This is a genomic window from Microbacterium sp. TNHR37B (genome assembly GCF_001620065.1).
GTDB lineage: Bacteria > Actinomycetota > Actinomycetes > Actinomycetales > Microbacteriaceae > Microbacterium.
Genome location: NZ_LQGV01000003.1, coordinates 757,466 through 779,443, shown reverse-complemented (window position 1 = coordinate 779,443; position 21,978 = coordinate 757,466). Strand labels below are relative to the sequence as shown.

At 70.9% G+C, this 21,978-nt stretch carries 20 protein-coding genes; 10 read left to right on the top strand and 10 right to left on the bottom strand.

Annotated features, from left to right (window positions below):
- Positions 1-9 precede the first annotated feature (9 nt).
- From AVP41_RS11675 to AVP41_RS11645, 7 genes are all read right to left on the bottom strand, one after another.
- Positions 10-561, bottom strand: a complete 552-nt coding sequence (locus tag AVP41_RS11675) for an ECF transporter S component (protein WP_067164505.1) — start codon at positions 559-561, stop codon at positions 10-12.
- On the bottom strand, positions 558-1,430 hold the full coding sequence (locus tag AVP41_RS11670; protein ID WP_067164503.1) for a siderophore-interacting protein: 873 nt from the start codon (positions 1,428-1,430) through the stop codon (positions 558-560). The genes AVP41_RS11675 and AVP41_RS11670 overlap by 4 nt, the downstream gene beginning before the upstream one ends.
- A 39-nt stretch (positions 1,431-1,469) precedes the next feature.
- Entirely contained in the window at positions 1,470-2,282 is an 813-nt protein-coding gene (locus tag AVP41_RS11665) for an energy-coupling factor transporter transmembrane component T family protein (RefSeq protein WP_067164501.1), read from the bottom strand.
- Positions 2,279-4,147, bottom strand: a complete 1,869-nt coding sequence (locus AVP41_RS11660; protein WP_442922791.1) for an ABC transporter ATP-binding protein — start codon at positions 4,145-4,147, stop codon at positions 2,279-2,281. The genes AVP41_RS11665 and AVP41_RS11660 overlap by 4 nt, the downstream gene beginning before the upstream one ends.
- A 111-nt stretch (positions 4,148-4,258) precedes the next feature.
- Entirely contained in the window at positions 4,259-4,822 is a 564-nt protein-coding gene (locus AVP41_RS11655; RefSeq protein ID WP_067164498.1) for an ECF transporter S component, read from the bottom strand.
- A 74-nt stretch (positions 4,823-4,896) separates the two neighbouring features.
- Positions 4,897-5,865 carry a pirin family protein gene (locus AVP41_RS11650; RefSeq protein ID WP_067164496.1) on the bottom strand — a complete coding sequence of 323 codons (969 nt, stop codon included), beginning with the start codon at positions 5,863-5,865 and terminating at the stop codon, positions 4,897-4,899.
- A 1-nt stretch (position 5,866) separates the two neighbouring features.
- Entirely contained in the window at positions 5,867-6,205 is a 339-nt protein-coding gene (locus tag AVP41_RS11645) for a GNAT family N-acetyltransferase (protein ID WP_067164494.1), read from the bottom strand.
- A 280-nt stretch (positions 6,206-6,485) separates the two neighbouring features.
- Between AVP41_RS11645 and AVP41_RS11640 the strand changes: the two genes are divergently transcribed.
- From AVP41_RS11640 to AVP41_RS11615, 7 genes are all read left to right on the top strand, one after another.
- Positions 6,486-8,768: a carbon starvation CstA family protein gene (locus AVP41_RS11640; protein ID WP_067164492.1), complete on the top strand. Its 2,283-nt coding sequence runs from the start codon at positions 6,486-6,488 to the stop codon at positions 8,766-8,768.
- A 3-nt stretch (positions 8,769-8,771) separates the two neighbouring features.
- Positions 8,772-9,212: a YbdD/YjiX family protein gene (locus tag AVP41_RS17060; protein ID WP_082829179.1), complete on the top strand. Its 441-nt coding sequence runs from the start codon at positions 8,772-8,774 to the stop codon at positions 9,210-9,212.
- 4 nt (positions 9,213-9,216) lie between these two features.
- Complete coding sequence (locus tag AVP41_RS11635) at positions 9,217-10,422, top strand: sensor histidine kinase (protein ID WP_067164490.1); 1,206 nt, start codon at positions 9,217-9,219, stop codon at positions 10,420-10,422.
- Positions 10,423-10,444: 22 nt separating this feature from the next.
- Positions 10,445-11,176, top strand: coding sequence for a LytR/AlgR family response regulator transcription factor (locus AVP41_RS11630; protein ID WP_067164488.1), 732 nt, complete (start codon positions 10,445-10,447; stop codon positions 11,174-11,176).
- Entirely contained in the window at positions 11,173-11,559 is a 387-nt protein-coding gene (locus tag AVP41_RS11625) for a heavy metal transporter (protein ID WP_067164486.1), read from the top strand. Before AVP41_RS11630 ends, AVP41_RS11625 begins: the two co-directional genes overlap by 4 nt.
- Complete coding sequence (locus tag AVP41_RS11620) at positions 11,556-13,016, top strand: sodium/solute symporter (RefSeq protein WP_067164484.1); 1,461 nt, start codon at positions 11,556-11,558, stop codon at positions 13,014-13,016. Before AVP41_RS11625 ends, AVP41_RS11620 begins: the two co-directional genes overlap by 4 nt.
- Positions 13,017-13,078: 62 nt before the next feature.
- Positions 13,079-14,302 carry a glycoside hydrolase family 3 N-terminal domain-containing protein gene (locus AVP41_RS11615; protein ID WP_082829178.1) on the top strand — a complete coding sequence of 408 codons (1,224 nt, stop codon included), beginning with the start codon at positions 13,079-13,081 and terminating at the stop codon, positions 14,300-14,302.
- Between the two features lie 200 nt (positions 14,303-14,502).
- Here AVP41_RS11615 and AVP41_RS11610 read toward each other — a convergent pair whose 3' ends face one another.
- From AVP41_RS11610 to AVP41_RS11600, 3 genes are all read right to left on the bottom strand, one after another.
- Positions 14,503-15,960 carry a hypothetical protein gene (locus tag AVP41_RS11610; RefSeq protein ID WP_157532470.1) on the bottom strand — a complete coding sequence of 486 codons (1,458 nt, stop codon included), beginning with the start codon at positions 15,958-15,960 and terminating at the stop codon, positions 14,503-14,505.
- Positions 15,961-16,135: 175 nt separating this feature from the next.
- The gene (locus AVP41_RS11605) at positions 16,136-16,420 is read right to left on the bottom strand and encodes a hypothetical protein (RefSeq protein ID WP_067164479.1); all 285 of its coding nucleotides are present in this window, start codon (positions 16,418-16,420) and stop codon (positions 16,136-16,138) included.
- A gap of 36 nt (positions 16,421-16,456) precedes the next feature.
- Positions 16,457-16,663 (bottom strand): hypothetical protein, encoded by a 207-nt coding sequence (locus AVP41_RS11600; RefSeq protein WP_067164477.1) that lies wholly within the window; start codon positions 16,661-16,663, stop codon positions 16,457-16,459.
- A gap of 185 nt (positions 16,664-16,848) precedes the next feature.
- Here AVP41_RS11600 and AVP41_RS11595 point away from each other — a divergent pair, with 185 nt between their 5' ends.
- From AVP41_RS11595 to AVP41_RS11585, 3 genes are all read left to right on the top strand, one after another.
- Positions 16,849-19,380 carry a DEAD/DEAH box helicase gene (locus AVP41_RS11595; RefSeq protein WP_067164474.1) on the top strand — a complete coding sequence of 844 codons (2,532 nt, stop codon included), beginning with the start codon at positions 16,849-16,851 and terminating at the stop codon, positions 19,378-19,380.
- A gap of 89 nt (positions 19,381-19,469) precedes the next feature.
- On the top strand, positions 19,470-21,269 hold the full coding sequence (locus AVP41_RS11590) for a PTS transporter subunit IIC (RefSeq protein ID WP_082829177.1): 1,800 nt from the start codon (positions 19,470-19,472) through the stop codon (positions 21,267-21,269).
- Positions 21,269-21,961, top strand: a complete 693-nt coding sequence (locus AVP41_RS11585) for a sugar isomerase domain-containing protein (RefSeq protein WP_067164472.1) — start codon at positions 21,269-21,271, stop codon at positions 21,959-21,961. Before AVP41_RS11590 ends, AVP41_RS11585 begins: the two co-directional genes overlap by 1 nt.
- Positions 21,962-21,978 lie beyond the last annotated feature (17 nt).

Here is a 21,978-nt window from a genome sequence, read left to right as displayed (position 1 = left end):
CACTCGGCGTCAGGGGACGGGGGCGGGGCGCCGGCGGGCGAGGCGAGCGACCCCGGCGCGGCGGAGGCGGTCGGCGACGAGGATGCCGACCCACGTGCCTGCCACGCAGCTGGCCGTGCACAGGACGAAGAAGGCGATGAGGAGCCCGGGCGCCATGGTCCACAGGTCGAACGACTGCGCCGCGAACAGCGGATACGCGATGCCGATCGCAACCGCCCCGGCGTAGTGCATCCAGGTGGCCCACCGACGGTAGAGCGTGACGAGGAAGGGAAGCTCGGGGAAGAACGACCAGAACAGCGTCGTCGCGATCGCCCCGAAGGTGTAGAACGGCGACAGCACGAGGCCCGAGATGAGCCCCACGAGAAGCCCCGCGAACGGCCGCTGCAGGAGCCGCAGGGCGATCACGGCGGGCAGCACCCAGACGCCCGCGATCGCGATGGAGGCGAACGGCGCGGTGGCGAACAGCACGACCGACACCACCCAGGCCCCGGCCAGCAGCGCACCTCCGGCGACGCCGATCGCGGCGCAGGTGAGCAGGTAGGCCGTCGAGACGCGACTCATCCGTGGCTCTCCTCGGTGACGGGGGTGTGGGATTTCGGGGTGGGGGAGGAGGCTCCCACGCGCCAGTAGCCGACGAAGCTGACGGCGCTCTTGTCGACGCCGCGCTCGCCGACGAGGTAACGCCGGGCGGCCGTCGGCAGGGACTGCTCGCCGACGATGAAGGCGTGGAACGGGGCGTCGGGCAACGACAGCGCCCGCAGCGCCGCGAGGGCCGCCGACCCGGGCTTGGCTTCCGGCTCCCGGACGATCCAGCGCACCTCGATCCCGCTCGGCGCCGGGAACGGCAGCACGTCATCGGCCGAGGGTGCTTCGATGATGGCGACGCCGGTCGCCGTGGACGGGAGAGACGCGCACACGCCCGCGACGGCGGGAGCGCCCGTCTCGTCGGCGACCAGCACGACGCGGTCGACGCCGCGATCGGGGTTGAAGCCCAGGCCCTCGTCGATGATCACGACCGACTCTCCGGGGGTGGCTGCCTGCGCCCAGCGGGAGGCGGGTCCCGCCGTCGGACCCGAGCCGTGCAGCACGAAGTCGACGTCGATCTCCGCTCCGCCGCTCGGCCCCGCGGCACGGTAGGCGCGCACCGTGTAGTTCCGCATCACCGGGCGCACGCCCTCCGGGATCCGCAGGTACTTGAGGTAGCCGAAGATCTTGTTCGCCTTCGCAGGGATCCGCTCCAGCCCTTCGTCGCCGCCGAGCGGAAGGAACAGCCGGAACCACTGATCGAAGCCCATCGGACGGAATCGCGCGATGTCGCCCTCGCCGAACGTGATCCGCATCCAGTGCGCGCTCAGGCGCTCGGTGCGCACCACCTTCAGGTGGAGAAGCTCGGGGGAGGCCGGCTTGACCAGGCTGCTGTAGCGGGCCATCGGGGTCCTTTCGTCGATGCGGCGGTGTGCGGTGAGCCGTCAGGCAAGCACCCACGGGAAGAAGGCGAGGAGGATCGCCGCCGACACCACCCACATCGCCGCCACGTAGACGACGTCACGGCGGCGGAACGGCACGAGGTGCCGCTCGGTGCGGTCGGGGTAGGCGCCGAAGGCGCGGGCATCCATCGCGAGGGCGACCCGCTCGGCGTGGCGGATCGCACCGGCCAGGAGCGGAACGAGGTATCCCCACCACCGCGCCAGCGCAGCGAACGGGCCACGCCCGCCGTGGGATCCGCGCACGCGGTGGGCCTGCCGGATCACGTCGAGCTCGTGACCGAACCGCGGGACGAAGCGGAACGCGGCCAGCGCGGTGTATCCGATCCGGTAGGGGACGCGCAGCTGCTGCACCGTCGCCCGGACGAGGTCGGGGCCGCTCGTGGTAACACCGGCGGCGAGGGCCAGAGCAACGATGGCGGCCAGCCGCAGGGCGGTCGCGAGCCCGATCATCAGAGCCCCGCCGTACAGGGTCCAGGGGCCGACGCTCAGCACCGCGACGGAACGGTCGACGCGGGCCGGGTCTGCCCACACCGCCATCCCGAGCCCCAGCACGGCGATGCCGAGCGGGACGGCGACCGTCAGCACCAGAGCGAGCCGCACGGTCATCCGCGCGCCGACGAGGATCAGGAGGTAGGCCAGCGCGAGGAAGGCGAGCGGGGTGACGAGGTCGCGGACGAAGACCAGCACGATCATGGCGGGGAGGGGCGCCAGGAGCTTCCCGAGCGGATTGAGGCCGTGGAGGAAGCGCCCCGGGGCGTGCACGCGCGCGTAGGGGTCGATGGCGGTCGCCGTCATCGCGCCTCCCCTGAGGAGCCCGCGGATCCTGCGCCGACGGGCAGATCGGCGAGGCGGGTCACGTGCGCGAGCGCGGCGTGGCGGGAACCCTGGAACGCGCGACGCAGCGGCGGGAGGCGGAGCCCCGACCCTCGGATGAGCGTCTCGTCGGCGAAGACGTCGGCCGTGGGGCCGTCGGCGGCGATGCGGCCCGCGTCGACGACGATCGTCCGCGCGGCGTACTCCGTCACCAGCTGCATGTCGTGGGTGACGACGAGGATCGTCGTTCCCCCGGTGTTCAGCTCCTGGAGCAGCGCGAGCAGCTCATCGGCGCGTGCCCGGTCCTGGCCGAACGTCGGCTCGTCGAGGGCCAGCACGGGAGCACCGGCGACGAGCGCCGTGCCGACGGAGAGGCGGCGCTTCTGCCCGCCCGACAGGAGGAAGGGGTGCTGGTCCGCCTTGTCGGCGAGCCCGAAACGCTCCAGGATCTCTTCGACGCGCCGCCGCACCTCCGGCTCGGGGAGCTTCTGGCGCCGGAGCCCGTGGGCGAGCTCGTCGAACACCGTATGCGCGATGAACTGATGCTCGGGGTTCTGGAAGACGAAGCCGATCCGCCGGGAGAGCGTCCGCAGGTCGGTGCGTGCCGGATCGATGCCGTCGATCGAGACGCGGCGCTGGGGGACGGGGATCACTCCCGCGACGGCCTGGAGCAGCGTCGTCTTTCCCGCCCCGTTCCTGCCGACGATCGCGACGAACTCGCCCGCGTGGACGTCGAGGTGGATGTCGTGGAGCACGTCGGTGCGTCCGCGGCGCACCGAGAGCCCTCGCACCGTGAGCAGCGGCGCACCGGGCACGACAGCACCGGGCACGACAGCACCAGGCGCGACAGGACCGGGCGTGGGCGCAGCCGGGGCCGGCGGTCCGGCGGGAGAACCGCTCGCGGGCGGCGTGGCCGACTCCACGGCCGCGCGGAGCTCGTCGGGCGTGAGTGGCAGGCGATCGATCGCCCATCCCGCCTCCCGCAGGCGCAGCGCGGCGAGGGTGGAGACGGGAAGCCAGACCCCGAGCGCGTGCAACTGTGCGGCGCGCTCGCGCAGCACCTCGTCGACGGTTCCGTCCGCGACCGTCCGCCCGTCGGCATCGAGGGCGACGACGCGGTCGGTGAGGGCGACGGCGGCGTCGAGGTTGTGCTCGATCAGCACGATGGCCCGGTCCCCGGCGGCCACGACCTCGGCGAGGGTGGCATAGACCTCTTCGATGCCGGCGGGATCCAGGTTGGCGGTCGGCTCGTCGAGCACGAGGAGCGGTGAGCCCATGGCGAGGGCGCACGCGATGGCGAGGCGTTGCCGTCCTCCGCCCGAGAGCCGGTCAGGGTTGTCGGCGCGGCGCTCCCACAATCCCACGCGCTCCAGCGCGTCGCGGGTGCGAGAGAGCACCTCGTCGACGGGAAGCCGCAGGTTCTCGGGTCCGAAGGCGACGTCGTCGAGCACCGTTCCGGTGACCAGCTGCGCGTCGGGGTCCTGGAACACCATTCCGACGTGACGGCTGAGGGTGGTCACCGGCGTGGAGCGCGCGTCCCACCCGTCCACCTCGATGGCACCGTCGACCGTCGCGGGCACCGACTGCGGCACGAGCCCGTTGAGGGCGAGGGCGAGCGTCGACTTGCCCGATCCGCTCGGTCCGAGGAGCAGGGCGACCTCGCCGCGCCGGAGACTGAAGGTGGCGGCGGCCGGCCTCGCGCGCGTCTCGCCGTCGTGGGAGATCCCCACCCCGGTCACGCGGAGGATCTCCGCCGACGCCGCACGCGCCTCGTCCCGCGTCGTCGACACCGCCGGGTCGGCCTCGGAAGCCGGGTCGGCGCCGGCCGCGGGGACGGCAGTGGTCACGGGTGGAGTCCAAACGACGGGAGGGCTGGAGAGGTCAGTCAGCATCTCCTAACTTAGCCTGCCCTAACCTCCGGTGTCACCGTCGACCTCGACGGGCACATCCGGGATGCGTCAGCGACGCGCGGGCGCGGCGGCCGTCCGCGCGACCCCGGCGCGACGCAACCCCGACCCCACGGCGAGGCCGACCGCCGTCCACAGCACCGGACCGACGATGAAGAGGGCGACGTAGAGGATCTGCCCCCACACGGCGAACTTGGCCACGTCGGCGGCGAACCAGATCGCGACCGCGATCACGGCGCCGACGATCACGGCCGAGACGAAGAAGCGCCAGGCCTGCCACTGCCGGTAGCGGGTGAGCGCGGCGATGCCTTCCTGCAGCCCGCCGATGAGCAGAGCCGTGCCGAGGTACCGTCCGATCCACGGCGGCGCGAACGCACTGGCGACCAGGGCGGCCAGCAGATGCGTGATCAGCGCCACCCACGGCAGACGCAGGAGTGCCTGGGCGACCACTCCCGGAACGACGTGCACGCCGAGCACGAGGCCGTACAGCACTGGAACGAAGGCCGACACCGGCGCGCTGACCGCTCCCGCGGCCACCTGCAGCACACCCGTCGCGACACCGATCGCGGCGCAGATCAGCAGGACGCGCGTCGAGAGGGCGGGGATTCGGGCCACCTCTCCAGCGTACTCGCGGGCACAGGGCCGGTCGCGCGGCGATCACCGGGCAAAACGGCTGATCCCGGTCGCGTTCAGAGGCGCCGTCGCCGCTGGGTCAGACGGACGCCGGGAAGCGGCGGCGCGGGGATGCGCTCGTCGCCGTGCCCGACGACGTGTCCGAACCTCTCCGTGCCCGCCTCCCACGCCTCGCGCGCCTCCACGATCTCGTCGTGACTGCGCCCGACGAAGTTCCACCACATGACGATGTCCGACTCGAACGGCTCACCGCCGAGGAGGAACACGGTGGCGTCCTCGTCGGCGACGATCTCCACGGAGTCCCGGTCGCGGCCGAGATAGAGGAGCCCCAGATCCGACACCGCCAGAGGGTCGGGCGTCTGCACGACGGGCGCTCCCGACACGCCGACCACCGCGTACTCCCACGCCGGTGTCAGCGGCAGGACGGTCCGGGTGCCGGCGGGGAGGAAGACCTCGGCGCCGACGATCGGCGTGTACATCCGCGCGGGCGATGACGTGCCGGCGAACTCGCCGACCACGACACACGCCGATGAGCCCTCTCCGAGATCCACCACCGGCAGATCCTCGATGCGTTCGAAGTCGCGCTCGCCGTGGCGCCGCGACTCGGGCAGCGCCACCCACAGCTGCAGAGCGTCGAGGGGCACGGGTCCCTCGCCGACCGAGTATTCGGAGTGCGCGATCCCCGCTCCGCTGGTCATGAGGTTGAGCACGCCGCGGCGGACGACGACGTCGCTGCCGATCGCGTCGCGATGACGCACCTCGCCGACGAACGGCCACGTGACCGTCTGCAGCCCGATGTGCGGATGGGGTTCCACGCGCATCGTGGTGGTCTGCGGGCCGAACCGGTCGAGGAAGCACCAGGCACCGACCATCGGCAGCGCCCGCTGCGGCAGGCTCCGATGCACCGACATGCCGCGGACGCCCCCGAGCGGCACCTCCCGGGCCTCCAGCAGCAGGGCCCGGGGGCCGTCGCACGCGAGAGCCCCCTCTGTCTCGGGTTCGGAGGGGGAGTCGAGCCGGGTCACCTCAGATGTCCACGCTCGCGCTGCCGGCGTCGTCGGCGGTGGGCCGCCACTGCACGTCGAGCCCGGGGACGTCGTGCGACTTCAGGTACTTCACGACGAACGGGCACACCGGCACGACCGACTCCCCCCGCGTCGCGATGTCGTCCAGGGCGCGGCCGACCAGCGCGGAGCCGAGTCCTCGACCACCGAAGGCCGGGTCGATCTCGGTGTGCGGCAGCACGAGGCGGCCGTGTGCGTCGGGGCGGAACTCGGTGAAGCCGGCGAGCGTGTCGCCGACATGGATCTCGTAGCGGTTCTTCTCGTCGTTGCGGTCGACCGTGACCTCGGCGTCGTCGCTCATCGATGCCCCTCTCGTCGCTGCTTCCAACGTAAGCCGCCCGACCGGTGTTCCGCCATCGCGCGCCGAAAGCAGGCTGAATCGGCTCGAGTCGGCGTGGTCTGCGGGGGAACCGACGGCGGGGCCTGCTTTTGGGGCGCGGTCGCCGCAGGAACGGCCGTCGGCGGCACCGCTCGTCGCGGGGCCGGTGCCGCTCGTCGCAGCCCGGCGCCCCGCGCGTGGTCCTCCCCCGAGAGGGTTCCTAGCCTGAGGTGTCGCAACGACGCGCCCCCGAGGAGACCCCATGACCGTGCCTTCTTCGCCCTCTCGCTCCACCGCCGACGAGCCGGACCTCGTCCCCGATCCGACCCTTCCGCCGCCCGCCGTCTCCGAAGAGGCGCACGAGAAGGAAGCCCGCTGGACCCCGCTGAAGATCGGCGTCTGGATCGCGATCGCCCTCCTCGGCGGGGTGGCGTGGGTGATGCTCGCCCTCGTCCGCGGGGAGACGGTCAACGCCATCTGGTTCGTCTTCGCGGCGGTGTGCACCTACCTCATCGGCTACCGCTTCTACTCGAAGGTGATCGAGCGCTACATCACGCGCCCGAACGACAAACGGGCCACCCCCGCCGAGGTCCGCTCCGACGGCAAGGACTACGTCCCCACCGATCGCCGCGTCCTCTACGGCCACCACTTCGCCGCCATCGCCGGCGCCGGGCCCCTGGTCGGACCCGTGCTCGCCGCTCAGATGGGCTACCTCCCCGGCACCATCTGGATCATCGTCGGCGTCGTGCTCGCCGGCGCGGTGCAGGACTACACGGTCCTCTTCTTCTCGATGCGCCGCGGCGGTCGCACGATCGGCCAGATGGCCCGTCAGGAGCTCGGCAAGATCGGTGGCACGGCCGCGATCGTCGCCTCGCTCCTGATCATGCTGATCATCGTCGCGATCCTCGCCCTCGTGGTGGTCAACGCCCTCGGCGAGAGCCCGTGGGGCGTCTTCTCGGTGGCCCTCACGATCCCGATCGCCATCTTCATGGGGGTCTATCTCCGCTACCTCCGCCCCGGCAAGGTGACGGAGGTCTCGATCATCGGCTTCGTGCTGCTCATGTTCGCGATCGTCGCGGGCGGCTGGGTGGCCGGCACCGAGTGGGGCGCGGCGATGTTCCACCTCGACCGCGAGGTGATCGCCTGGGGCATCATCGTCTACGGCTTCGTCGCCGCGGTGCTCCCGGTGTGGCTGCTGCTGGCTCCGCGTGACTACCTGTCGACCTTCATGAAGATCGGCGTCATCGTCATGCTCGCCGGCGCGATCGTGATCGTCATGCCCGAGATCTCGGTGCCCGCCATCACGATCTTCGGGGAGAACGGACTGGGTCCGGTCTTCGCGGGCCCCCTCTTCCCGTTCCTGTTCGTCACGATCGCCTGCGGCGCGCTCTCGGGATTCCACGCCCTCATCGCCTCGGGCACGACGCCCAAGCTCGTCGAGAAGGAGCGTCAGACGCGCTTCATCGGCTACGGCGGCATGCTCATGGAGTCGTTCGTGGCGATCATGGCGCTCGTGGCGGCGATCTCGATCGATCAGGGGATCTACTTCGCGATGAACTCCCCCGCGGCCCTCACCGGCGGCACTGTGGAGGGCGCGGTCGCGTTCGTGAACTCGCTCGGCCTCACCGGCTCGCCCCTCACCGCCGACATGCTCACGGGCACCGCCGCCGCGGTCGGTGAGGAATCGATCGTCTCGCGCACCGGCGGTGCTCCGACGCTCGCGCTCGGGCTCGCGCACATCATGCAGCAGGCACTCGGCGGGCAGGCGCTCATGGCCTTCTGGTATCACTTCGCGATCATGTTCGAGGCGCTGTTCATCCTCACCGCGGTCGATGCCGGTACCCGTGTCGCGCGCTTCATGCTGCAGGACTCGATCGGCGCCTGGTTCCCCAAGTTCCGCGACGTCACGTGGCGTCCGGGGGTGTGGATCTGCACCGCGATCATGGTGGCCGGGTGGGGAACGATCCTCATCCTCGGCGTGACCGACCCGCTGGGCGGCATCAACACGTTCTTCCCGCTGTTCGGCATCGCCAACCAGCTGCTGGCGGCCATCGCGCTCGCCGTCGTGCTCGCGATCGTGGCCAAGCGCGGCCGGAGCTACGTGAAGTGGCTCTGGATCATCGCCGTGCCGCTGGCCTTCACCGCCGTCGTGACGATCACCGCCTCGCTGTACAAGATCTTCTCGCCCGTCCCGGCGATCGGATACTGGGCGAACCACTTCAAGTACCGGGCGGCGCAGGACGCCGGTGACGACAGCCTCGGCGCGCCCGAGGTGGTCCGCGCCGTCATCCGGAACACCGCGGTGCAGGGCACGCTCTCGATCGTCTTCGTGACGCTCGCGATCGTCGTCATCATCGCTGCCGTCGTGGTGACCATCCGCGCGATCCGCGCCGGTGGCGGCGAGAACAGCGAGGACACGCCGGTCGTGTCGCGGCGGTTCGCTCCGGCCGGATTCCTTCCCACGCGCGCGGAGCGGGCGCTCGAGAAGGAATGGGAGCCGATCCTCGCCGACGAGCGGGCGGAGCTCGCCCACCGGGGGCACTGACCGATGAGCCTGCTGCAGAACTCCGCCACTCCGGCCGTCGCTCGTGCCGGGGAGCCCGTCACGAGCGCGCGGGCGCCCGGGCGGACCACCAGTCTGGCGGAGTTCTGCAGGCGGGCGGCGGCGGCCCTGGCGCGGGCGGGCCGCGCGATCCGCTGGTACATGTCGAGCCTGATGGGCGACAGCGCGTACGCCACGTACGTCGCCCATCAGCGACGGCACCACCCGGACGCTCCCGTACCCACCGAACGGGAGTTCTGGCGCCCGCTGCTGCTGACTCCGGGCTCCGGCGCGGCTCGGGTTCCAGGGCCGAGAGCACATGCTCTCACCGAGGGCATACCTTGTGTTCACCCGGGACATATGCGCTCGGTGACAGCATGTGCTCTCGGGAACGGGGAACGGGGAGCGCGCACCGGCGCGGGCGGGCGGGGGGAGTCCGTAGGGTGAGGGAATGACGGATGCGGTCGTCCTGGCGGCACTGCTCGGTGTCGCGGGCGGAGTCGCGCTCACCGTGCTACTCCTGCTCGCCCGGCGGCTGGCGCGGGGGACGCGAGACCTCGGCAGCGACGCCGAACAGGCGACCCACCGGGCGCTCCACCGCGCGAGCCTCGCCGCGCCCCACCTCCGGGGCGGACTGGACGCACCGGAGGCGGCCCGCGCCGCGCACCATCTGCGTGCGCTCCTGGGCAGCACGGCGGTCGCGCTGGTCGGAACCGAGGGTGTCGTCGCGATCGACGGCTCGGGTGATGTGGCCTCGCTCACCGCCGCCGCCGAGCGCGTGGCGGAGCGAGTGAGGGACACCGGCCGCCGCCAGGTATCCGCCCGCACCGACGGGGGCGATGGCGAGTCCGGCCGGGAAGCGGTGGGGGCACCCATCGTGGTCGCCGGGGAGGTCGTCGGCGTCGTCGTCGCCTTCGCCTCGCCGGTGCGCGCCGCGCTCGTCCGCGCCGCCGTCGAGGTGGCGGACTGGTGCGCCGCGCAACTGGAACTGGGGGAGCTCGACGCCTCGCGGGCAGCGCTCGCCGAGGCGGAGCTGCGGGCCCTCCGCGCGCAGATCTCCCCGCACTTCATCTACAACGCGCTCACCGCGATCGCCTCTTTCGTGCACACCGATCCGCCGCGCGCGCGGGAACTCGTGCTGGAGTTCGCGGACTTCACCCGCTACTCGTTCCGCAGGCAGGGGGAGTTCACGACGCTCGCGGAGGAGCTCCGGAGCATCCACTCCTACCTGGAGCTGGAGCGGGCACGGTTCGGAGAGCGGCTGCAGGTGACGCTCCGCATCGCCCCCGAGACGCTCGCGACCGTCATCCCGTTCCTGTCCGTGCAGCCGATCGTCGAGAACGCGGTGCGTCACGGGCTCGAGCCCGGTGAGCGCGGCGGGACCATCCGGATCGCCTCGCGCGACGACGTCACGCACACCGAGATCACCGTCGAGGACGACGGAGTGGGGATGGATCCCGAGCGACTGCGGTCTCTCCTCACGAGCGTGGTCGACGGCGCACACGTCGGCGTGCGCAACGTCGACACACGCCTGCGTCAGCTGTACGGCGCGGAGGGCGGATTGGTCGTGGAGACGGCGGTGGGCGCCGGTACCCTGGTCAGGATGCGGATCCCGAAATCGCAGCCCCGGCACGACACGGATGTCGACGGACGGTGACCGCCGGAGGTGAGGTGCTGCCGTGATCGACGTGCTCGTCGCCGACGACGAGCGGCCCGCGCTCGACGAACTCGTCCACCTGCTGCGTGCGGATGCCCGGATCGGTGAGATCCTCACGGCGTCCTCCGGTGCCGACGCGCTTCGTCAGCTGTCGGAACGGGCCGTCGACGCGGCCTTCCTCGACATCCACATGCCCGGGCTCACCGGGATCGACCTCGCTGCGGCGATGAACGCCCTGGCCTCGCCGCCGGTGGTCGTCTTCGTCACGGCCGACGATGCGCGCGCCCTCGAGGCGTTCGAGGTACGCGCGGCCGACTACGTGCTCAAGCCGGTGCGGCTCGAACGCCTGCGGCGGGCGATCGACCGCGTGGCGGAGCTGTCCGCGGCCTCGGGCGACGCCGACGCCGACGAGGTCGTGCCGGTGACGGTGGGGCAGACGGTGCGTTTCGTGCGACGGAGCGACGTGCGGTGGGTGCAGGCCCAGGGCGACTACTCCCGGCTGCACACCGACGAGGGCGCCGGGCACCTGGTCCGCATCCCGATCTCCGAGCTGGATCAGCGCTGGGCCGAGGCGGGCTTCGTGCGGGTGCACCGGTCGTACCTGGTCAGGTCCGATGCTGTCACCGAGGCGCGGTTGAGCGGACCCGAGCCGGCCGTCTCGGTGGGCGCCGTCTCGCTGCCCGTGAGCCGGCGCCTCCTGCCGGCCGTGCGAGAGGCCCTCGTGCACGGGCGCGCCGACGGGGCGGGACGATGAGTCCAGACACGCCCCGCCGGGTGCGGGTGACCGGGAGCGGTCCGGAGACCCGCCCTGTCGTGCGTTCGGGGTCGCGGCCGCTGGCTCCCCGCGGCGGGGAGGGGAGCGACGACATCGACGCCGTGTACGGCCGGGCGCTGCGGCGTACCCAGCTGCGGCTCGCCCTGGGGACGGTCGCGGGGTTCGTGATCGTGACGGTGGCCCTCACCGTGGCTCTCGCCGCGATCCCGGAGCTGGATCACGTCGTCATCCTCGGCGTTCCGCTGTCGTGGCTGGTGCACGCGTTCGCGTTCTACCCCGTGATCTTCGCCTTCGCCGTGCTGTACGCGCGCGGTGCCGCGCGCAATGAGCAGCGCTACCGGGCGCTGCGGGACCGCGAGTGAACCCCGTCCTGGATCTGGTCGCGATCGCCCTCGTGGTCATCGCGACGGTCCTCATCGGCGTCTACGGACTGCGTGCTTCGCGCACGACGAGCGACTTCTTCGTCGCCTCCCGCACCGTCCGCCCGGTGTGGAACGCCTCCGCCATCAGCGGCGAGTACCTCTCGGCGGGCACCTTCCTCGGCCTCTCAGGCCTGGTGCTGCTGGGGGGTGCGCGAGGGTTCTGGTTCCCGATCGGGTATGCCGCCGGTTATCTCCTCGTCCTGGTCTTCGTCGCCTCGCCCCTGCGACGCAGCGGGGCGTACACGATCCCGGACTTCGTGGAGGCTCGGCTGGAGTCGACTCTCGCCCGCCGCGTGACGAGTGTCGTGGTGCTCGTCATCGGGTGGCTGTACATCGTGCCGCAGCTCCACGGCGCAGGGATCACGCTGCAGGTGGTCGCGGGACTGCCGCCGTGGATCGGGGCCGTGCTGGTCGCGGTGCTGGTCGGCGGCGCCGTCGCCGCGGGCGGGATGCGCGCCATCACCTTCGTGCAGGCCTTCCAGTACTGGCTGAAGCTCACGGCGCTCCTGGTCCCCGTGGTCGTGATCGGCTTCGCGGTCGGCGGCGGTCCGCACCCCGTCGACACCGCCGCCGTCTTTCCTCCCGCGGCAGGACCCGCCGGCGTCGACGTGTACGAGACGGCGTCGCTCCTCCTGGCGCTCCTGTTGGGAACGATGGGCCTCCCGCACGTCCTGGTCCGCTTCTACACGAGCCCCGACGGCGTCTCCGCACGGCGCACGACCGTCCTCGTGATCGCGATGGTGAGCGCGTTCTACGCCGTCTCGAGCGGCATGGGTCTACTCGCCCGCATGCTCGCACCGGACCTCGCCCGCCCGGAGACCGCCGACACCGTCGTCCTCCTCCTTCCGGCGCGGGTGTTCCCCGGCGCCCTCGGCGAACTGCTGACGGCGCTCATCGTCGCGGGCGCCTTCGCGGCCTTCCTGGCCACCTCGGCCGGGCTCGTGGTGTCGTTGGCCGGCGTCGTGAGCCAGGACGTCTTCTCCGGCTCGGTGCGTTCCTTCCGGCTCTCGGCGGCCCTCTGCGCCCTGGTCCCCCTCGTCGTCGCGCTGGCCACCGTCCCGGCGGGGCTCGTCTCCAGTGTCGGGACGGTCTTCGTCTTCGCCGCGTCGAGCCTGTCGCCGTTGCTGCTCCTCGGCGTGTGGTGGCGCGGTCTCACGGCACGCGGCGCGGTGGCCGGGGTGGTCACCGGTGCGGTCTCGTGCGGCCTCGCGCTGATCGTCCACGCCGCGGTGGGGGGCGTGGGGATCGCGGCGCCGTACCTCGCCCAACCCGCCGCGTGGACGATCCCCCTCGCCGCCACGGTGACGGTGGTGGTCTCGCGGCGGGACCGCCACGGACCGCCCGCGCGGGCCGATCGCTACCTGTTGCGGCTCCACAGTCCGGAGCGGAGCATCTGAGGACGACTCCGCGACACGTCGAGGCGGGGGCGGGAGGCGGCGCGAGGGAGGAGGATGGTCCCGTGCCCGCCGCCCGTTCGCGCCCGTCCCGCCGCTCGGCCGCCGTCCGCGCGCTGATCGTCGGCGGGGCGTTCGCCGTCGCCTTCCTCACGGCGTGCGCGTCGCCAACGGTTACCCCCGCACCCTCGTCCCCCACTCCGACGACGACCGTCGCGTCGCCCGTCGTCACGCCGACCGCCGCGCCGTCGCCCTCCGAGGACGATCCGCTGGCCCAGATGTCCCTCGAGCAGAAGGTGGGCCAGCTGTTCATGGTCGGCGTGCCGCTGGACGGCTCGGACGATCTCGTCGCGGCGGAGATCCGGGACAGGCACGTGGGGAGCGTGTTCCTCCACGGTCGGTCGACGGCGGGCATCAGCCCGGTGGCCGACCTCGTCGGCGATCTGACCTCTCTCGTCGACCCGCAGAGCACGGCGGGCATCCCGCTGTGGATCGCCACGGATCAGGAGGGCGGCGAGGTGCAGGTGCTCCGCGGCCCGGGGTTCTCCGACATCCCCTACGCCATCCGCCAGGCCGACCGTGACGCCGCCCGGCTCTCCCGTTCCGCGCAGTCGTGGGGGGAGGAGCTGCGCGCAGCCGGGGTGACGATGAATCTCGCTCCGGTGGCCGACATCGTCACGAGTCACGCGACACGGTTCGACAACGCGCCGATCGGTGCACTCGGTCGCCAATACGGGTATGACGAGCGGACCGTTGCGGCGAAGGCGGGGGCATTCGCCGACGGGATGCGGGCGGCCGGTGTGCTGCCCACCTTCAAGCACTTCCCCGGCCTCGGGCGGGTCACGCAGAACACCGACACGACGGCCGATGTCCACGACACGGAGATCGGCGCCGACTCGCCCGATGTCGACGTCTACCGCGAACTCCTCGCCTCGGGGCCTGCGGTCGTGATGGTCAGCAGTGCGATCTACGACCGGATCGACGCCACCCGGCCCGCCGTCTTCTCACCCGTCGTGGTCAGACAGGTGCTGCGCGGCGACGTCGGGTTCGCCGGCGTGGTGATGTCCGACGACCTTTCCGACGCCGTCGCGGTCACCGACATCGCGCCGGCGGATCGAGCCCTCCGCGCCCTCGACGCCGGGGTCGACCTGCTGCTGGTCGCCGACGATGCGCGCGTGCTCCCCTCCATGTACGACGCCGTCCTCGCCCGCGCGCAGAGCGACCCCGACTTCGCGGCGCTGGTCGACGAGGCGGTCCGCCGCGTGATCGAGGCGAAGGCGGTGCGCTGAGCCCCGGCGTCGCTCATCATCGAGCTCGGAACCGAGGCCGTGCCACCGAACGCGGGACCGATCGCGGCGTGCGGAAGCACCAGCCACCCGTGGTCGTCGATGCGGAAGACGGTGAGACCGCCGACCGCCTCACCGAAATGGATCTCGCTCACGTGAACGTCTGAGGGGAGGTGGCATCAGTGATGACCCGATCGACCGGTTCAGCCATACACGGCGAGCGCCATCGTGCAGTCATCCGCGAAGAGCAGTGTTGCGGCCAGCGCCGCACTGGCTAAGGAGGGGCGCGACTGAGCAGTGAGACGGTAATGACCCGGGTATGGAGCGTCCTCGAATGCCGCCAGAAGGCTGCGCCGATCCGTATCCGTCGAACGGGACAGGCAAGCTCCCAGCGCAGTCGAATACAGGTCGGATATCTCGCCGGACCTCTCGTAGGAGTAGCCGTCATCGTGGGTGAACGGCGTTAGCTCTTCGTTCCCGACTTCACGGTCTCCGATGATCGCGTCAGCCGACAGGTCGACGATGGTCTGTGGCGCACCCATGCGCGGAGCGGACTCCTCGGCGACTGCTTCGTCGGCTACGGCGAACTGCTTCGCCGCCCAACCGCGCAGAGCACGGTCCTGAAGTGTGTTGGGAACGCTGGCCCGGACACGTTCCGCAGCCACCGCTCGCAGTTCGGCAGAGAGCGAACCCGCGTACTCCAGTCGCGCCGCCGCGTAGGACTCCAGCGTCGTCCATTCCGACGCTGCAGCAAGGTGTGCATTGAGGTACTCCTCGGCGCTGGTGCCGGCGGCGGTGTCGGTGGCATCGCACAGTTGGAGCAGGATGAGGCCACGCAGATTGGATGCCACGTCCGGAGGAGTGGTCGCACCCAACCATCCCCTCGCTGTCGCCCCCACGCTGAGGTCGAGCACCGCGCGGAGCGCCTCGCTGGCCGGGTCGAGCTGGTGCAGAAGTGCCGCGACATGCGGATCCACCCCACCTGCCCCCGAATCGATGGCTTCGAGCGTGCCCTCCACGTAGCCCGCCGGGAGGGTGATGTCATCGCCTGGGACGACCGCCGCCAGTGCGCGAAGATCCATCAGCGTAGAAAGCTGGGCGATGCCGAACCCGTCGCCGATGACCTCTGCCATCCACATCGACACGCGACTCCCGATCTCAGGGTGCGCCACCGCCAATGCGTCGGGATCCGCGAGGGCCGCGGCGCGCAGGTCGACGAGAAGCCCGTCCGGCATCTGTGCGATGGAAATGCGTGGAATCACGCGCGGGAGCTCGGACAGAATCAGCTCGCTCACCCGGTGCGGGACGGGAGAACCTTCGCCGCGGAGAATCTCGGCAACCAAGAAGGTCGCGTAGGTTGTCGGCTCGTCCCCGGGTGTTTCGGCGTATCGACCGTCTGCTTCGTACTGTTGGAGGGCATCGACGGCATAGCTCGATCGTCTGTCGCCGAGCGCACGCAATCCTCCCCAGGCGAGGCGAATCGCGGCGAGCTCTGAGTATGGCTCAGATGCGGAGATCATCTGTGGCTCAAGGATGGCTCCGTAGAAGAAGTCGGCGAGCCTCGTGCGCTCGACGACCTCGGGCAGCCCCTCGGAACCGACTGCCTGCACTGCCCAGCTCGTGCGGTAGAGCGACGGCGCGGTGGTGTCGTACACATCCACGAGTCCCCCTGGCTGCCCAGTGGAAGCCGGTGGTGCCGTCAACGCGTTCGCCTGAGCGATCAGGGGTGCACACGCGGTGGACCTGTCCGTGGGCTCCGGGGCGCACGCAGCCAGGGTTGTGGCGAGAGTGGTGACGACGGCGGCGACGACCGCGGGCGATGGCCGCCGCCGCCCATCAGGACGTGTAGTCACTGTCTGTCGTGAAGAACTCCGTCTGGAACCGGAATGTCGCTGTGGACTTCTGCGAGTAGCTGAGCAGCGGGATCCCGGTCGGCATCCGAGTGAGATCGTCCTGCACCCTCACCGTGGTCCCGACCACGTCGGTCCGGCGGAGGCTCGACTCGTGCTCGGCAACTTTTGCAGGATCGTCCACGGGAACCTCCGATGCCTGTGCGGCGGCTCCGTTCGCAGCGAACACGATTGCGATGGTCCCGGCCAGTAGTGCACGGTTCAGTCTCATTCTGCCTCCTCCGTCAGTGAGATGGTGATCCAGCGCCTAACGGTCGTCGGATCGCGGGGGGAGTCGGTCGGCAGCGAGCAGGACGAAGCCTCCGATGAGGATCGGGGCGATGGCGACGAGGATCGTGAGAGGCGACGTTCCGCCCGCGAGCGCCGCGATGAGGACGGTGGCCCAGACGGCTCCTCCGACAACAAGAAGGACGACCCCGGCGGTGCCGAAGGTGTCGTTCCGTCGCGTGGCCATCGTGCTCCCTTGCCTCTGCGGCATCTCTCGTCGTCGCATCTACGTCACGATGCGGCACAGCATGCACGAAAGCTAGCTCATAAAAGCACTGCAAGCAAGAAGCAGAAGGCACCTGCCTCACCCGGCCCCGCAGCCCGCGCAGCGAGATGGAACGCCCGCCGTTTCCGATCGGGCAGACTCGAGGAATGGACGCACCCGCACGGTTGATGGACGCCATCCCGGCGGGAGCTGCTCCCGAGGCGGTCTACGACGGGGTGACGGCGTGGACGACGGCACAGGGCCTCACCCTCTACCCCGCCCAGGACGAGGCGATCATCGAGCTCGTCTCGGGGTCGCACGTGATCCTCGCGACGCCGACGGGCACGGGCAAGTCGCTGGTCGCCGTGGCGGCCCACGCCGCCGCGCTCGCCGCGGGCGGACGGTCGTACTACACGGCGCCCATCAAGGCGCTGGTGAGTGAGAAGTTCTTCGCCCTGGTCGACGTGTTCGGCGCCGACAACGTCGGCATGGTCACCGGCGACTCCGCCGTCAACGCCGATGCGCCGATCGTCTGCTGCACGGCGGAGATCCTCGCAAACCTCGCGCTGCGGCTCGGTCCCGACGCTCCCGTCGACCAGGTGGTGATGGACGAGTTCCACTACTACGGCGACCCGGAACGCGGCTGGGCGTGGCAGGTCCCGCTCCTCACCCTGCCGCGGGCGCAGTTCCTCCTCATGTCGGCCACGCTCGGCGACGTGTCGGCGATCTCCGCCGATCTCTCGCGGCGCACCGGCCGCGAGACCGCGCTCGTCACCGGCGTCGACCGCCCGGTCCCGCTCACCTACTCCTACGAACGCCGGCCGGTGCACGACGTCCTGGAGAACCTCCTCGATCCCACGGTCGGCGGCGGGTCGGAGGCGCCCGTCTACATCGTGCACTTTTCGCAGGCCGCCGCGCTCGAACGCGCCCAGGCACTCACGAGCGCCAAGGTCGCCAGCCGCGAGCAGCGCGACGCGATCGCGGCCGAGATCGGAGCCTTCCGCTTCACCACCGGGTTCGGCAAGACGCTGTCGCGACTCGTGAGAGCGGGGATCGGCGTGCACCACGCCGGCATGCTCCCGCGGTATCGACGGCTCGTCGAGACCCTCGCGCAGAAGGGGCTCCTGCGCGTGATCTGCGGCACCGACACCCTGGGCGTCGGCATCAACGTGCCGATCCGGACGGTGCTCCTCACGGCCCTCGCGAAGTACGACGGCACCAAGATGCGCCAGCTCACGGCGCGGGAGTTCCATCAGATCGCGGGACGGGCGGGACGGGCGGGCTTCGACGTCCACGGCACGGTGGTGGTGATGGCGCCGGACTGGGAGATCGAGAACGCGGTCGCTCTCGCGAAAGCGGCCGGCGACGCCAGCAAACGTAAGAAGATCGTCCGCAAGAAGGCGCCGGCCGGCGTCGTCAACTGGGGAGAAGGGTCCTTCACGCGTCTCGTGGAGGCCGCGCCGGAGCCTCTCGAGCCCCATCTGCAGCTCACGGCGGCGATGCTCATCAACGTGATCGGTCGCGGCGGCGACGTCTTCTCGAACGTCCGCTCTCTCGTCTTCGACAACCACCAGTCGCGGCCGCGGCAGTATGAGCTCGCGCGCCGCGCGCTCGCGATCTTCCGCACTCTCGTGGCGGCGGGGATCGTGGTGGCCGACGCCGACGGCATTCGCCTGACGGTCGACCTGCAGCCCAACTTCGCGCTGAATCAGCCGCTGTCGCCGTTCGCGCTCGCGGCGATCGAACTGCTGGATCCCTCGTCCTCGGACGGTGCCGGTGGCGGCGTCGGCACCGGACACTACGCGCTCGACGTGGTCAGTGTGATCGAGGCGACCCTGGACGACCCCCGCGCGATCCTGAACCAGCAGGAGTACCGTGCGCGGGGGGAGGCCGTCGCGGCCATGAAGCAGGACGGCGTGGAGTACGAGGAACGCATGGCCCTCCTCGACGAGGTCACGTGGCCGAAGCCACTCGCCGATCTGCTCGCGCAGGCCTACGAGACGTTCGCGTCGAGCCAGCCCTGGGTGCGGGACTTCTCGCTCAGCCCCAAGTCCGTCGTGCGCGACATGTTCGAACGGGCCATGTCGTTCGGAGAATACGTGTCCTTCTACCAGTTGGGCCGGAGCGAAGGGCTGGTCCTGCGCTACCTCAGCGACGCCTACCGGGCGATCCGCCAGACGGTGCCCGCGGAGGCCCGCACGGACGAGCTGATGGACATCGTGGAATGGCTGGGCGAGCTCGTGCGGCAGGTCGACTCCAGCCTCGTCGACGAATGGAACAGTCTCGTCCACCCTGCGGCCGAGCCCGATGCGCCGGTCGTGCCGCCGGCGCCGCCGTCCGTCCTCGCCAATCGTCGGGCGTTCACCGTGCTCGTGCGCAACGAGCTCTTCCGGAGGATCCAGCTCGCCGCCCTCCAGGACGACGAGACGCTCATCGGGCTCGATCCGGGGGTCGACTGGCCGGGAGCGCTCGACCGCTACTACGACGAGCACGAGGAGATCCTCACCGGAGGGGCGGCGCGCTCACCGTCGTTGATCCGTATCGAGGAGGATGCCTCGGCGGGCATATGGCGCGTCGAGCAGACCATCGACGACCCGGCGGGCGATCACGACTGGCGTGTGCGTGCCGAGGTCGACCTCGACGCCTCGGTCGAGGAGGGCACCGCCGTGCTGGCGGTGACCGAAGTCGTCCGGATCTGAGATCCCACGGATCTCCCGCTGGACACTGGCCGCAAGTGGGCTATACCATCTGAAAAATTGGTATAGCCCACTTCGAGAGCGAGGAATCCATGGACGTCGTCGTCGATGTCGTCGAGACGATCACCGCGAACCTGTTCAGCCAGGTCGCGATCCTGATCGGCATCATCGCGCTGATCGGCCTCGTGCTGCAGCGCAAGCCCGTCGAGGAGGTGATCGCCGGTTCCTTGCGCGCCACGATCGGCGTGGTCATCCTCAACATCGGCGTGGACATCTTCGTGGGTGGGCTGGTCAGCTTCCAGGCCATCGTGTCCTCCGCCATGGGCCTGGAGCCTCCGGCAGCCACGTCCTCGCTGGCGGAGTTCACCGCCGGTGCGGGATCGGTCGTGCCGTTGATCATCGCCGGTGGCTTCGTCGTCCACTTGGTGATCGTGCGCATCTTCCCCGCCGCGCGCTACGTGTACCTCACCGGGCACCTCATGTACTGGATGGCGGTCGTGATCGCGGCGAGCCTCGTCGCGGCCTTCGGCGAGGTGGACCGCTGGGTGCTCGCCGGCGCCGGTGCCCTCATCATCGCGTGCTACTGGACGCTCCAGCCCCTGTGGACGGAGCCGCTCATGCGCAAGGTCATGGGCGACGGCGAGGTGGGCCTCGCGCACACGACGTCCACGCTCGCGGTGGCGGCCGGCTACGGAGCGAAGGCGCTGCGTCTGGGCGACCCCGTGCGCCACGACAGCGAGAACCTGCGGCTCCCGAAGTCGCTGTCCTTCTTCAAGGACATCAACGTGTCGACGGCGTTCGTGATCGGCGTCATCATGCTCATCGCGATCGGATTCGCCGACCACGCGGTCGTCGAAGCACAGATGGCCGGATCGACCGTCGCCCCGTGGGTGTGGGGGCTGCTCCAGGCGCTCCGCTTCGCCGCCGGGATCGCGATCCTGCTGTTCGGCGTCCGGATGTTCCTCGCCGAGATCGTGCCCGCCTTCCGCGGCCTGTCGGAGAAGGCGCTCCCGGGCGCCAAGCCGGCCCTCGACATCCCGGTGACCTTCACCAAGGCGCCCACGGCGGTCATGCTCGGATTCCTCGCCTCCACCGTCGTCTTCCTGGTGCTCATGGGCGTGTTCGCGCTGGCCGGCTGGTTCGTGCTCGTTCCGCCGATGATTATGCTGTTCTTCGGCGGTGGCGCGGGCGGCGTGTTCGGCAACGCGGTCGCGGGCTGGCGGGGTGCGATCTTCGGCGGCGTGCTCAACGGCGTCCTCCTCGCTTTCGGACAGTGGATCTCCTGGCAGCTGTACGCCGGCACCGCGCCGGAGCTGGCGACGCTCGCCGACCCGGACTGGTTCGCGGTGGGCTGGCTGATCACCGGGCTGGGGTCGCTCTTCGCGCCTCTCGGAGTCGGGGGCGTGTGGCTGATCGCCGCCATCGCCGTCGCCGTGTCCTCTGTCGTGCTGATCGTCCTCGGTCGTCGCCAGCGCTCCCGCATCGCGGCCGGTGTCGTGGACGCCGGCGCCATGACCACGCCGGCGCCCGTCGCCGCCTCGGCCGTGGCGAGCGCTGCTCAGGCTGCGCCCGTCGCGACGGCCGCCGGCGCCGCCGCGCGCCCGACCCCGCTGACCGTCCTGGCGGTCTGTGGCGCGGGCATGGGTTCGAGTCTCATCCTCCGCACGACGGCGGAGAAGGCGTTCGCCCAGCTGGGGGTGGAGATCTCCATCTCCCACACCGACGTCAGCTCCGCGCGCGGTCAGCGACCCGACGTCGTGCTCGCCCAGCCGACCTATCTCGGCGAGCTCGGTGACCTCGCCCCCGTGATGGTGCCCGTCACCAGCTTCATCGACACGAACCACGTGCGCGAGCGGCTGTCGGAAGGGCTCGCCGAGAAGGGCTGGCTGTGATGCACGACCTCGCCCGCTACGTCGACGAGGTGCTCGAGGCCAACCACGATGCGATCGCCGGCTGCGCCGACGTCGTGGTGGCCACCGGTCGGGAGGGGGGACTCCTCTTCCCGGCCGGAGCCGGGCACTCACTGGCCGCCGTCCTGGAGACCTTCTTCCGCGCGGGTGGACTCGCCTACGTCCGTCCGCTGTGGAGCGAGGCGATCCTCCCGCTGCGGGGCGCGCGCGCCTCGACGACGGGGGAGCGCATTCCGGGCCGGGGTCGCGCCGTGGCCGAGAACGCGGGCATCACGGCCGCCGACACCGTGATCGTCTTCTCCAACTCCGGGATCAACCCCTATCCGGTCGAGATCGCAGAAGTGGCCCGTGAAGCGGGAGCGACGGTGGTCGCCTTCACCTCGCGGCAGGCGAGCGCGGCCAGTTCCCTGCGGGCGCGGCATCGTCTCGCCGACATCGCCGACATCGTGCTCGACACGCGCGTGCCCCCCGGCGACGTCACCTGGCCGGCGGAGGCGCCGGTCACCTCGCCGGTGTCGAGCCTGGCCACGACGGCGCTGTGGACGGCGGTTCTGCGTGGCGTCTACGACCGGTGGCCCGACGCGCCGCGCTGGCGCAGTGCGAACGTTCCCGGCACGGACGCCGACAACGCGACTGTGCTCTCGGCGTTCGCCTCCCGCATCCCCGAGCTGTAGTCCCCTCGCCGCGCGGC